The organism is Bradyrhizobium arachidis, assembly GCF_024758505.1.
In the GTDB taxonomy this organism is placed as follows: domain Bacteria; phylum Pseudomonadota; class Alphaproteobacteria; order Rhizobiales; family Xanthobacteraceae; genus Bradyrhizobium; species Bradyrhizobium manausense_C.
The window spans coordinates 8,341,556-8,354,033 of record NZ_CP077970.1; the positions used below are offsets into that span (position 1 = coordinate 8,341,556).

The 12,478-nt window shown below is 64.3% G+C and carries 13 protein-coding genes and 1 tRNA gene; 8 read left to right on the forward strand and 6 right to left on the reverse strand.

From position 1 onward, the window contains the following. Window positions 1-33 precede the first annotated feature (33 nt). Window positions 34-1,182: a DUF3047 domain-containing protein gene (locus KUF59_RS38680; RefSeq protein WP_249140822.1), complete on the reverse strand. Its 1,149-nt coding sequence runs from the start codon at window positions 1,180-1,182 to the stop codon at window positions 34-36. A 194-nt stretch (window positions 1,183-1,376) separates the two neighbouring features. On the opposite strand from KUF59_RS38680, the gene KUF59_RS38685 reads away from it, so the two are divergent. Next, window positions 1,377-2,414: an AraC family transcriptional regulator gene (locus tag KUF59_RS38685; protein ID WP_212461916.1), complete on the forward strand. Its 1,038-nt coding sequence runs from the start codon at window positions 1,377-1,379 to the stop codon at window positions 2,412-2,414. Here the strand turns inward: KUF59_RS38685 and KUF59_RS38690 are convergent. After that, complete coding sequence (locus tag KUF59_RS38690; protein WP_212461915.1) at window positions 2,380-3,210, reverse strand: dienelactone hydrolase family protein; 831 nt, start codon at window positions 3,208-3,210, stop codon at window positions 2,380-2,382. The two genes, KUF59_RS38685 and KUF59_RS38690, sit on opposite strands and share 35 nt — an antisense overlap. A 92-nt stretch (window positions 3,211-3,302) precedes the next feature. Here KUF59_RS38690 and KUF59_RS38695 point away from each other — a divergent pair, with 92 nt between their 5' ends. The 5 genes from KUF59_RS38695 to KUF59_RS38715 all read left to right on the forward strand — a co-directional run bounded on the left by KUF59_RS38695 (window position 3,303) and on the right by KUF59_RS38715 (window position 7,484). After that, the gene (locus KUF59_RS38695; protein ID WP_212461914.1) at window positions 3,303-4,229 is read left to right on the forward strand and encodes a GlxA family transcriptional regulator; all 927 of its coding nucleotides are present in this window, start codon (window positions 3,303-3,305) and stop codon (window positions 4,227-4,229) included. Between the two features lie 114 nt (window positions 4,230-4,343). Beyond that, complete coding sequence (locus tag KUF59_RS38700; RefSeq protein WP_258770076.1) at window positions 4,344-4,610, forward strand: hypothetical protein; 267 nt, start codon at window positions 4,344-4,346, stop codon at window positions 4,608-4,610. A gap of 272 nt (window positions 4,611-4,882) precedes the next feature. Beyond that, on the forward strand, window positions 4,883-6,148 hold the full coding sequence (locus KUF59_RS38705; protein WP_212461913.1) for a glycosyltransferase family 2 protein: 1,266 nt from the start codon (window positions 4,883-4,885) through the stop codon (window positions 6,146-6,148). Then, on the forward strand, window positions 6,145-7,191 hold the full coding sequence (locus tag KUF59_RS38710) for an HlyD family secretion protein (RefSeq protein WP_258767915.1): 1,047 nt from the start codon (window positions 6,145-6,147) through the stop codon (window positions 7,189-7,191). The genes KUF59_RS38705 and KUF59_RS38710 overlap by 4 nt, the downstream gene beginning before the upstream one ends. Before the next feature lie 29 nt (window positions 7,192-7,220). Then, window positions 7,221-7,484: a TackOD1 domain-containing metal-binding protein gene (locus tag KUF59_RS38715; RefSeq protein WP_212461911.1), complete on the forward strand. Its 264-nt coding sequence runs from the start codon at window positions 7,221-7,223 to the stop codon at window positions 7,482-7,484. Between the two features lie 86 nt (window positions 7,485-7,570). Here the strand turns inward: KUF59_RS38715 and KUF59_RS38720 are convergent, their stop codons facing one another. From KUF59_RS38720 to KUF59_RS38735, 4 genes are all read right to left on the reverse strand, one after another. After that, complete coding sequence (locus KUF59_RS38720; protein WP_212461910.1) at window positions 7,571-9,337, reverse strand: methyl-accepting chemotaxis protein; 1,767 nt, start codon at window positions 9,335-9,337, stop codon at window positions 7,571-7,573. Between the two features lie 146 nt (window positions 9,338-9,483). Further along, entirely contained in the window at window positions 9,484-9,684 is a 201-nt protein-coding gene (locus KUF59_RS38725) for an ABC transporter substrate binding protein (RefSeq protein WP_212461909.1), read from the reverse strand. 188 nt (window positions 9,685-9,872) lie between these two features. After that, window positions 9,873-9,947 (reverse strand) — tRNA-Glu (locus tag KUF59_RS38730). 56 nt (window positions 9,948-10,003) lie between these two features. After that, window positions 10,004-10,339: a hypothetical protein gene (locus tag KUF59_RS38735; protein WP_212461908.1), complete on the reverse strand. Its 336-nt coding sequence runs from the start codon at window positions 10,337-10,339 to the stop codon at window positions 10,004-10,006. Between KUF59_RS38735 and KUF59_RS38740 the strand changes: the two genes are divergently transcribed. Together KUF59_RS38740 and rpoH are read left to right on the forward strand one after the other, a co-directional pair. Continuing rightward, on the forward strand, window positions 10,338-11,345 hold the full coding sequence (locus KUF59_RS38740) for an RluA family pseudouridine synthase (RefSeq protein WP_212461907.1): 1,008 nt from the start codon (window positions 10,338-10,340) through the stop codon (window positions 11,343-11,345). The two genes, KUF59_RS38735 and KUF59_RS38740, sit on opposite strands and share 2 nt — an antisense overlap. 217 nt (window positions 11,346-11,562) lie before the next feature. Then, window positions 11,563-12,462: an RNA polymerase sigma factor RpoH gene (rpoH, locus tag KUF59_RS38745; protein WP_212461906.1), complete on the forward strand. Its 900-nt coding sequence runs from the start codon at window positions 11,563-11,565 to the stop codon at window positions 12,460-12,462. Window positions 12,463-12,478: the final 16 nt, after the last annotated feature.

The window sequence follows — 12,478 nt, forward strand, 5'->3', positions numbered from 1 at the left end:
TCGGGAGCCACCGCGCCTTTGCACCGTCTCGCGCTAAACCTTGTGCACTGCGTTGTCGCCTGTGGTGACCTTGATGTCGGCGTAGCGACAAGCGCCGTGGCGGCGCTGAAACGGCGCCACGGCCAGCAGCCAGATTTTTGAGATGGCCTTCGCCGATCCGCCGATATGGGCGGCGTAGTCCGCTGCGATGTCGCGTTCTTGCGCTTGCCAGGTTCCGAGGTCTGCCTTGCCGGAACGGACGATCATATGCGTCTCGATCGGATTCCAGGCGGGCAACGGGCATCGGAAGACCTTGCCTTCAGGCAGATGTTCGCTCCAGATGTAGGTCAGGTCCTGCCCGTCTTCGAACTTCACGCCGATCGAAAGATAGTCGTGGGTCGCAGCCTGATCCTCCGGGACGACGGACGGCAATTGATCGATCTTCCAGCGCCATGCGAGGCGCGGACGGGAGGCCAACGGAAGCGACAGTGGCCTCTCGATGATACTGACGTGGCCCGTGGTGTCGCAGATGATCTCGCCGTCGGCGCCCTGGCTGAAGATTTCCTGTCCACCGCCAAAACCGAGCAGGTTCGACCAACCAGCCGGCAGCTTGCCCCCACGCTCGAGACGCGCCAACTCGGACTTGAGCAGACCGCCAACGTCACCATGCGCAAGCAGACTCTTGATGCCCACACGGGCATCGCCGCGCCACAGCAGAGCGATACCGGTGATCTTGACGTCCGCCTTCTTGTAGATGTCTTCCGGCGTACCCAGCACCCCGTCCTCACTGGCCCATTCCGCGGCCGAACGTGCGACCTCGATCCGTCCATCCTGGGAGGCCGTCATGGTTCCTGTATCCAGCATCGGATTGTAGATCGGCCGGAGCCCGCGCGTGCGCGCGTGGAAGACCAGGCCGGGACCGAACCAAAGATCATGCTCGCGCGACAGCCACATTCGACCGCCCAGGAGGAACGTCACCTGCTGGCCGCGCGCCGCATCGAGCCCGAGATCGGTCCATGGCAGATCGGTGCCGTTGATCTCGAAAGGCTTGAAAGCAACCAGTTCAGGCGAACTCGCCTTCGCAATGATGTCCTTGATCCCGCTGACCACGTCAGCCGGAGCACTCTGCTCTGCCGCTTGCGCTGTCCGCAACGCAGGGGCAGCAAGGGGCAGGACGAGGCCGAGCGCCGATGCGCGCAACATGACATCACGTCGGGAAATTTTCCCGGCCGGAGACGATAAGCCCCAACAAGCAAAGCACATGTAGTCCTCCCTGGTCCCGATCGACGCGGGCGTTTGGCCGTATCATCGACGCGGATTCGAATGCTATGCTTTCGCTCCAAATTCAGCCTGCCATGATGTGCCGATGTGGCGGCTGATTTGGCGCGTGAGGGCAGATGCACCAGACCGGTTACACACGCGCGAGCACGCTGGGTCCGATTGCCAACGTCGTGGCGGCGGCCGGGGGATCGATAGAGCGGGTCTTTCGCCGCGCCGATCTTCCCCTCGCCTTGCTGGAATCACAGGACACGCTGTTGCCGCTGCGCGATCATTTCCGGCTGTTGATGGTGACCTCGCGGGAATTGCACGACGAAGTCTTTGCGGCCCGGCTTGGTCGCCAGACGTCGATGGCAGGCCTCGGCGTTTTCGGCAGATGGGTGACCCAAGCCCCGACCTTGCTCGAGGCGATCCAGCGCGCCGGAACGAGCCTGCCGCACATGCTGCAGACCGCCACGCAGCTGGTCATGCGCCGTCACGGCAGCGAAATTCACTGGTCGTATGAATTGGCCGACCCTGCGCGCGACGGGCGCCAGCAGAACGAGATGCTCGCGATCTGGTACATGATCGCTGTCATCAGGCATTTCACCGGCGCCTGGTGGCTGCCGAGCCGCATCATCTTTGGGGGCCTCCCAAACCGACTGCAGAGTCCGATCGGCGAATTGATGTGTACCGATACGTCTATTGGCAGCGCTGCCAGCGCTATCGTCTTCGATCGCCGGCTATTGACAGCCGTCAATCCGAATCTCGGACAGGGCGATGGGCTGACCGCGGGTGAACTCGGACGCATTTTTGACCTGCCGGATCCAGAAGACCTGCCGGGCCGTCTTTCCGTCCTGATCGAATTGGAACTGCTCGATCGGCGTCCCACTCTTTCACGCATCGAAAGCCGCTCGGGACTCGCGCGGCGAACGCTACAGCGCCGGCTCAGCGAAGCCGGACTGAGTTACAGCGACCTGTTGCGAAGCGCGTTGCAGCGACGGGCCATACGACTGCTGTGTCAGACGGATCGATCGATCACCGAAATTGCGTCAATGCTCGGCTATGACGACCCCGCCCATTTCAGCCGGGCTTTTGAGCGCTGGAGCGGCGTTCCGCCCAGCCGCTGGCGGCGGCTTCGGCTCAATGCGTTGGTGGCAACGCCAGCCTCAGCCTGAAGAATGCCAAAATCTCGTCGCGTGCCGCGATCGTCGGTTGGCCGGCCTCGTCGATCAGGTGCGCGGTTACGACGCTGTGCGGGGTCGTCACGTGGCGCGCGAAGAACGGCGCAAGATCGGTATTCGCCGCGCTGTCCGGAAGGACGCGAGCGATGAAGCGGTCGCCGAGCGCCTCCGCATAAGCCGCAAAGCGCTGCGCCATGCAGAACTTGTCGCCCTCGAAGCGATAGGCCATGACGGTCAAATCCTCCCGCTCGAGCCGTTCGCGGACCGCCCTGACTTCGTCCGGCGCGATTTCGATGCCGGCCGGGTTGTTCAGCGGCAGCGACGGCTGCGAGAGCACCGGCGCCAACATCGACGGCTCGAGCATCATCGTCAGCGCAAAGTTTCCCGTGAAGCACATCCCGATGGCGCCGACGCCGGGACCGCCGCACTCGCCATGCGCAAACCGCGCCAGCGACCGCAGCCACCGCGTCACCGGACTGGATTCGTTCGCGGCCAGCGCGCGAAACTCCGCGCTCACGCACGCGCGCTGAAAGATCGCGGCGCCCTCCTCCGCGCCTGGAACGGCGCCGTCGCGGCCGAACAATGACGGCATATAGAGGGTGAAGCCGGCATCGCGGACCCAGCGCGCGAACCGCGCGACATGCGGGCTGATGCCCGGCATCTCCGTCATCACGATGACAGCTGGCCCGGCGCCGGCCACGTAGACGCGCTTGCCGACGCCGTCGAGCGTGATGTCCCGGCGCGCAAAATCTTCCAGCGCATCGTCCTCTTTCATGGACCGCTTTGGCATTGGCACGACTCCCCTTGAGTGATGCCCCAGCGTTGCGATCTGGCGGCCGGCGGGCTAGTGTCAAAAATGACATTTATCGGGTATTTTTTGACATGACCAAGGTCGCGGTCGTCGAGATCGAGAAATGCATGGCCTCGAGCGCGGCGATCACCCACGACGTGCTGGCAACCGCCAACCGGATCGCTGCAAGGCGAGCGCCGCCGTTCGAGGTGACGACGGTGCGTTGCGGATCGCGCCGGCGCGACGTCGATCTGCGCGCCTTCGAGCTCATCATCGTTCCCGGTCTTGGAACGCCGACGGCGGACGAGCTGGAGCGGAAGCTGAAGAGCCCGGCGTGCCGCCATGCGGGCGACATGCTGACCGCTGCGTTCGGCCGCGGAGCCATGCTGGCCGCGTCCTGCGCGAGCACGTTCCTGCTGGCAGAGGCGGGCTTGCTCGAGGGACGGCGGGCGACCACGACATGGTGGCTCGCGCCGCTGTTCCGGCGTCGCTATCCCGACGTCGAGTTGCTGCCGGAGCGGATGGTCGTCGCCGATTGGCCGATCGCAACCGGCGGTGCGGCCATGGCGCAGATGGACCTGATGCTTGCAATCGTCAACCGGTTCGCGGGGCCTGGCCTTGCCAAAGCCTGCGCCAACTATCTGCTGCTGGACGAGCGGCGCTCGCAGGCGCCGTTCATGGCACTGACCTATCTGGCGGGCCAGGACGCGAAGATCGCCAGGGCCGAAAAGTGGGTGCGCGACAACATCGCGCGCGACTTTGCGGTCGAGGAACTCGCGAGAGCGGTCGCGCTGGCGCCCCGGACATTCGCGCGGCGGGTGGCCGCGACCTGCGGCGTTTCGCCGATCCAGTTCGTCCAGCGGATCAGGCTGGAGACCGCGCGCTTCCTGCTCGAGACAACGCGCCTGCCGGTCGACGAGATCGCGCGGCAGGTCGGCTATGCGGAGCCGTCGACGCTTCGCCGGCTGATCCGGCGCGACACCAAACATTCGCCCGGACATTTCCGCCCCGTCGCCTGAATGTTGCCGCGCGCGATGCCGCGGGGAACCACGAACGACCGAGGTCGAACAAAACGGCCGCTCGCGCGTCAACCCGGCTGGCGACATGAAGCCGGAGGTCAGGCCTTGAGGATTGTGTCTCATTCCGAAAGCCACATCGTCGAGCTCGACGATGGATCGCGCTGGCAGGTGTTCCCCGGCGACCTCGACATAACCCTCGGCTGGACGCCCGAGACCGATCTCAGGCTGACCCGCATCGACGGCGATGTGAGCCAGCATGCCCTGATCAGCGACGATGACGCAGGCCGCGTCCGGGTTCTGCCCGAAGGCGCGGACTGGCCGCAGGACCATGTTCAGGCGGAACTGAGATCGACGCGCCGGAGCGAGCGGGCGACGGAATGACGTGGAAGACGGCGCGCCGTTCGCGATAGTCCTGCAAACTTCGACGAGATTTTTATCCAGTTCCGGCCCTTGCGACGACAACGGCGCGGCCGGGCCCCGGTTGCCGCAAAGGGCTGGACTAAACTCGGAGTTGATGATCACATCTTCCCGCATTGATGCAGGCCAGAATGGCCCGGTCGACCCATAACATCGTCGTTCTGATGTGAGCGGCCGGGCTCTTTTCACCCGGGGGCACATCTGGCGTGGCCCGGTGTCCGGGAAGGCAGGTCAGCATGCGCGAGGCATTGCAGTGGATCGCCGATTCGAGCTGGACCCAGTTCGCGCTCGCCGTCATCATCTTCGACATTCCCCGCTATACGCTTTCGCTGCTGTCGCTCGCCCTGCTTGGCCTGACCAGACTGCTTGCCCAGGGCCAGACGCCCGTCCGCACGTCGGTCAGCGTGATCGTGCCCGCCTTCAATGGCGGCTCCGGCCTGCTTCGATCGGTCGAATCCCTCCGCCAGCAAACCCTGCCGCCGCTCGAGATCATCGTGGTCGACGACGGCTCCACCGACGACACGCGGGCGATTGCCGAGCAGGCGCGAGCGGCGGGGCTCGTCGACATGGTGATCTGCCACGGCACGCGCTGCGGCCGCAGCGCCGCGATCAATGCCGCGGCGCGGTTCGCAAGCGGCGAGTTGCTGCTGACGGTGGACGCCGACACCCTGTTCGAGCCGACGGCCGTCGCCAGGCTTGCATCCGCATTCGCCGATCCGCGCGTCGCGGGCGCAAGCTGCAACATTGCGATCAGCAACGAAACCAGCTCGATCTGGACGCGCCTGCAAGGCATCGAATACCTGATGTCGATCAGCGCCGGCAGGACGATCCTCGACATCGTCGGTGCGATTGCCTGCCTGTCCGGCGCCTGCTCGATGTATCGCCGCGACGTCTTCGTGCGTCATGGCGGGCTCGACGTCGGTCCGGGCGAGGACCTTGAGTTCAGCCTGCGGCTGCGCCGGCTGGGCTATCTCGTCCGCTTCGTGCCGGATGCCTGGGCCGAGACGGCGGGCGTCGTCAGCGGCCTCGGCCTCTTGCGGCAGCGCGCGCGGTGGGATCGCGACGCCTTGCGAATCCGCCTCATCACCTATGGCGAATTGCGGTTCTTCCATCGCTTCGAGCGGCTGCCCGACACGCTGCAAAGGCTGGACTTCATCCTGTTCGACCTGATCCCCACGCTCAGCCTTCCGTTCTATCTCATCTACCTCATGGTGCTGCTCGGCTCCGACGCCTTCCTGTTTCTCGCGGCGATTTATTTCGCGCTGGTGTGGATTTCGTTCTTCAACCTCGGCCTCGCCTTCGCCTTGTTCAAGCGCAAGCCGAGCTTCCTCAATCTCGGAGCGGCCCTGCTTTTCCCGATCTATCAAGGCGTCTGGCTGAAATGTGCCCGGCTGGTCTCCTACTCCTCCGAGATCATCTTCGCGTCCTCCAAGGACGATGACTTCGTGCCGCCGCGCGTGCGGCGCGCATTGTTTGCCGAATCGGAAGGAGCACACCGATGAACGTCGCCATCCACAGGCTCGATCCGAACGTTCCCGATCCGGTCGAAAGCCGCCGCAGCGCCGCGGGACGGCTGGTGCGCTTCGCCTATGCGACGGGCGTATTCGGCGTGCTCGGCTTCCTGGCGGTCTATTTCGGCGCTCAGCTGGTGTATCGGAGCGGACCGGGAACCGTGTCGTCGCCGCCGCACGTCGTTTCGCTGCCATATCTCGTGCAGGTCGCGGAGGTCACGGTGACGCCGGGCACCACGGTCAAGGCCGGCGACCGGATCGCACAAATTCGCTCCCCCGAGCGAGACAATGTCGTGGCGACATATATGCGAGCTCTCGCCAACATCGCGAGCCGGCGATCGGAACTGCGCATCCGGGAACGGGTCGCGCAGGAGACGCTCGAGGCGGCGAAGGCATACAGGCAAGTGACGGAAGACGCCGTCGACCAGATCGAAGCCTCGAGCGCGGCGAGCCTGACGTTTCGCCTCGAACTGCTGCGGGAGCGCGGCCTGGCGCGCAAGGCCGTCATTTCACAGGAGGCGGAGATTGCGGAGTCCGCTACGCAGCTCAAGGACCTGAACGATTTTGGGCAGCAGCTGCGCGACCATCTCGACGAGGTGGAACGGAATTTTGCCGGCGGGCGCGTGCAGGCGCCCATCGCCGGCATCGTCTCGACCAATCTTGCGAATGTCGGACAATCGCTGGTGGCGGGCACACCGATCGCCGAAATCCTCGATCCAACCGACATCTTCGTCGACTGGTACATTCCGAACGCCCGCCTGGTGGAGCCCAGGGTCGGCAATCGAGTGCTGGTCGTGTTCGGCAATCGTCGCATCGCCGGAACGATTGCGGAGATTTTGCCGGTGTCGCTCGTCTATGCCGCAAGCCGGCAACCGTTGACGCGTGACCGCCCCGCGGCCCAGATCGCACGCGTTCGGTTCGACGCGGAGGCTGCGCCGCCGCCGCTGAATTCAACCGTTTTCGTGCACATGTACTATACGAACCTGGCGTCACGGTTTGCCGCGTCGTTGGTCCGCCTGCTTGGCCTGCAATAGGCCGAGCGGTCAGAACGGAGGACACGAAGATGCAAATCAGCGCGAATCAATCGAATTGTCCGGTCTGCCAGAACCGGCTCGCGTTCGACCAGATCCTGCATCACATGGTCTGTGCCTATGTCGGACCGTCCGGCGATTTCGGCGAGACGGACGACGGCTATGTCTGCCCGAAGTGCCGGCGCGGCATCGTCTCAAGCGACCCGGCGTGCGAAATCGTCGGCACCAGTGCCCGGTGCAGCGCCTGCGGCAAGGAGATGATCGTGTCGCCGGCCGCGAGCACGATGAGGCGTTGAGTTTTAACGTGCTTCGCGCTGGCTGCCTAACCAGGGTCGGATACGCTACAGCAGGCTGCGATGCCCACAGCCAGGATGGTGAACGATCAGGCCGCGCGTACCGAATTCAGGAACCTGGCGACCTCCGTCTTCAGGCGATTGCTGTCCGACGACAGCGACTGTGCCGCAGATAGCACCTGAGAGGACGCCGAACCAGTCTCGCTCGCACCGCGCTGCACGTCGACGATGTTGGAGGACACTTGCTGGGTGCCTTGCGCAGCCTGCTGGATATTGCGGGAGATTTCCTGCGTCGCCGCGCCCTGCTCTTCGACCGCGGCCGCGATCGTAGAGGATATCTCCGATAGCTTCTCGATGGTCCCGCTGATGTCCTCGATCGCAGAGACCGATACCTGCGTCGCGGCCTGGATGCTGGAGACCTGCAGGCCGATTTCGCCCGTCGCCTTCGCCGTCTGTTCGGCGAGGGCCTTGACCTCGGAGGCGACCACGGCAAAGCCGCGGCCGGCGTCGCCGGCACGTGCGGCTTCGATGGTGGCGTTGAGCGCCAGAAGGTTGGTCTGACCCGCGATCGTGTTGATGAGCTCGACGACGTCGCCGATCCGGGCCGCCGCCTTGGACAATTCGCCCACCCGCTCCGTGGTCGAGCGCGCCTGACCGACGGCATCGGATGCCATGCGCGCAGACTCCTGCACCTGGCGGCCGATCTCATTGACCGAGGACGACAACTCCTCCGTGGCGGAGGCGACCGATTGGACGTTGGCGGTGGCCTCTTCCGAAGCCGCAGTCACCACGCCGGTCAGCTTCTGCGAATTCTCGGCTGTCGCCGTCAGCGTGGTCGCGGAAGCCTCGAGCTCGGTCGAGGCGGAGGACACTGTCTCGACGATCTTGCCGACCGCCGACTCGAACTGATCCGCGAGCCGGTGCATGTCCGCCTTGCGCTGCGCGGCGGCGATTTGCTCCTCTTTGGCCTTGGCTTCGGCCTCGTCGCGCGCCTTCTTCTCCGCAACCAGTTTGAACTTCTCGACCGCGCCGGCGACGTCGCCGATTTCGTCCTTCCGCCCAAGGCCCGGCAACACCACCGAAAGATTGCCCTCGGCGAGTTCGAGCATGGCCCTGGTCAGCGCGGCGATCGGACGAGCAATGGTGAAGACCGAGAATACGCAGGTGCCGATCAGGAGCAGCGTAACGGCGATGCCGATCGCCATCGCGTTATGTTCCGTCGACGCCATCGCCTGTTGCGCCTGGGTGCCGCCCTCTTCGGCGCGGTGCTTGGCGAATTGGATGACCTCATTGGCCAGCGCCTCGAGTTCCTTCGCTATGGGCGCAGCGACTTCGCGAGTGAGGCGATCGGCCTCATGACGGAATTTCACCAGGCGGGCCGCGGCCTCGGCCGGCAGTTCACTATTGCTGCCACGCTTTGACTCGATCGCGACAACTTCGCTCTGAGCCGCGGCGACCTGCCTTGCGGCATCATTGTTGTAGCGATCGACCAGCTCGGTCATCTTCTGAAGCCGCGCGCGGTTCTCGGGCGACTTCGACAGCTTGAGGGCCTCGCCGATGAAGTCCTGTGCAGATTTCTGACGAAGCGTCAGATATTCCTGTCCTGACTGCATTTCGGCAGCATTGTCCGCGAGTCGGATGTCGCGAAGCCCAACCATCATGCCGCGAACCGCAGCCTTCGCCTCGACCGCACTGCGGACGATAGTCTGTTGGCTGCCGGCGTACTCGTTCGCCGTTCCTGTCGTTGCGTTGCCGGTCATTTGGACCAAGATCAAGCCACCGACCAGCAGGATGCTGAGCAAGGAGGTAATCGCGAGCTTGGCCCCAATCCGCAAGTTCTGAATAGAACGCAACATAATTGGATTCTCTCTCCGGACGAACGTCCCAAAAAATGCGAACGCAACTCTTGCAAGCGATCGCCGGGACCATAGGATCGAGTTCCCAAGTTAACGTTAACCGGGGACAGCCGTAGAACTACGGAACAGAGGGCGCCATTGCCCGCCTATTCGATCACCTCGTCGGCGCAGGCGAGGAGCGATGAGGGAATCCGAAGCCCGACCGATTTTGCAGCCCAGAGATTGATGACCAGCTCCGTCCTCGTGATTTGCCGGAGCAAGTCGGCTGGCTTGTCGCCCCTGAGAATACGCGCCGCATAGGCTCCCATCAGATATCCGGCATCCGCAAAGCGGGCGCCGAAGCTCACGACGCCACCTCTTCCGCTTTTGTACGCAGGAGGAGGCGCCCGACAATCGCTAGCGATGTGAATGAAGTCCGCTGCCTGAAAGACTCGGCCGATGCAGTCTGCGGTGCGCAATCGGGCATCAAGCGACACAGCGCCGCCCGATGGAACGACTCGTGTCACTTCGGAGAATGTCGGAAAATGGCGAAGGCTGGCGCTCCCTAGGGGAATCGAACCCCTGTTTCAGCCTTGAGAGGGCCGCGTCCTAACCGCTAGACGAAGGGAGCGTGTGGAGTACCGAATAGCCTCGAAATCTGTCGTTCGCAAGGACCGAACGGGGATTTCATGGCTCATTGGCAAATTTCAGCCGTCCGACCGGTTTCAGCGTGTGGGCGTCGAAGGTGCGGATTTCCGTCACCCCGCCGACATCGATCGTGATCACCAGGCGGTCGCCGGCAACCGCGGTGGCCACGATTTTCGCGCCCTTGGGCAGCGTCGCGGTGATGTCAGCGGTCTCGGCCGCCCTTCCCTCCGACTTGAAAAGGCGGTAGCCCACCGCGATCAGGACGGCGCAGATCGCAAGCGCCGTCGTCAACCCCGCGATCAGCATCATCCGCCGCACCCGCGCAAACAGCGCGGCCTGCTCGGGGCTCGGTTCGGGAACAACGGTTTCGGTCATGGACGGCTCGGGTTCGGCTCAGAGGTTGGAGGTGACGGTCGCGGGCGACGAGGGATCGGCCCGGCTCGACCGCGTGCTGGCGGCGCGCTTGCCGGACCTGTCGCGATCGAGGCTGAAAGCCCTGATTCTGGCGGGTGCGGTGACGCGCGAGGCGGCCGCAATCCGCGACCCCGCTTATCATGTCGCCGCAGGCGATACGATCATAATCGACGTGCCGGAAGCCGCGCCCGCAGAGCCCAAGGGCGAAAATATCGCGCTCGACATCGTGTTCGAGGACGACGACATCATCGTCATCAACAAGCCAAAAGGCCTGGTGGTCCATCCGGCGGCCGGGCATGAGACCGGCACGCTGGTGAATGCGTTGATCGCCCATTGCGGCACCTCGCTGTCGGGCATCGGCGGTGTGCGCCGCCCCGGCATCGTGCATCGCCTCGACAAGGACACGACCGGGCTGATGGTGGTCGCCAAGAACGACCTCGCCCATGCGTCGCTGACCGCGCAATTCGCCGATCACGGTCGCACCGGACCGATGCGTCGCGGCTACATGGCTTTTGCCTGGGGCGTACCGAACCGGCACCGCGGCACCGTCGATGCACCGATCGACCGCCACCCGCATGCGCGGGAGAAGATGGCGGTGCGCCAGAGCGGCCGCGAGGCCGTGACCCATTGGGAGATCCTCGAGAGTTTTGCCGGGCGCGACGGCAAGCCGGTCGCCGCACTTCTTGCCTGCGAGCTCGAGACCGGACGCACCCACCAGATCCGCGTCCACCTCGCCCATATCGGCCATCCCCTGATGGGCGACGCTGTCTACGGCCCGCACTTCAAGACCAAGGCGAACCAGCTCGGGCCGGAGTCGCAGGCCGCCCTGACCGCCCTGGGACGGCAGGCCCTGCATGCTTATCTGCTGGTATTGGAGCACCCGAGAAGCGGAGAACTTCTCCATTGGGAAGCGCCATTGCCGGAGGATTTGCTTCTCCTCGAGGGGGCGCTGAAAGCGGCGCTATGACGCAGGCCGCTTCAGAAAGGCTTTACATTACAAAAAGTTATAGCGGCCACACGGGGACGTGACGTCAGTAATCCTTCCCTAAATGGCTCCTCATGGGGTATATTGCGCCTGCGTTGAAGAGATCAACGCGGAACATCGCAGCCCGGCCGGCTTTGACACAGCGGTCGTCTGCCTGGCCCGCCGCTATCGGGGGCCTGAACACTTTGGAGGGCGCTCAATGGCCCGTACAGCTACGTTGCCGGTTCTGAATGGAGAATCCGGCCTTTCCCGTTACCTCGCCGAAATCCGCAAATTCCCCATGCTGGAACCCCAGCAGGAGTACATGCTCGCCAAGCGTTGGCGCGAGCATGACGATCGGGACGCGGCGCATCAACTCGTTACCAGCCACCTCCGCCTCGTGGCCAAGATTGCCATGGGCTATCGCGGCTACGGCCTGCCGATCTCCGAGGTCGTCTCGGAAGGCAATGTCGGCCTGATGCAGGCGGTGAAGCGATTCGAGCCCGAGAAGGGCTTTCGTCTCGCCACTTACGCCATGTGGTGGATCAAGGCGTCGATTCAAGAGTACATCCTGCGTTCCTGGTCGCTCGTGAAGATGGGCACCACCGCGAACCAGAAGAAGCTGTTCTTCAACCTGCGCAAGGCGAAGAGCAAGATTTCCGCCCTGGACGAAGGCGATCTCCGCCCCGACCAGGTGAAGCTGATCGCGAGCCGTCTCGGCGTCACGGACCAGGACGTGATCGACATGAACCGCCGTCTCGGCGGTGACGCGTCGCTCAACGCACCGATCCGCGACGACGGCGAAGCCGGCGAATGGCAGGACTGGCTGGTCGACAACACGCCCAACCAGGAAGCCATGATGGCCGAGCACGAGGAGTACGATCATCGCCGTGACGCCCTCCATGGCGCCATGGGTGTGCTCAACGCGCGCGAACGCCGCATCTTCGAGGCGCGGCGCCTCGCCGAAGAGCCGATGACACTGGAAGACCTCGCAGCCGAGTTCGGCGTGTCGCGCGAGCGCGTCCGCCAGATCGAGGTCCGCGCCTTCGAAAAGGTGCAGGCCGCGGTCAAGGGCACGATCGCAAGGCAGGAACAGGCCGCGCTGGAAGCCGCGCACTGAGCGCAGCGTTTCAGCG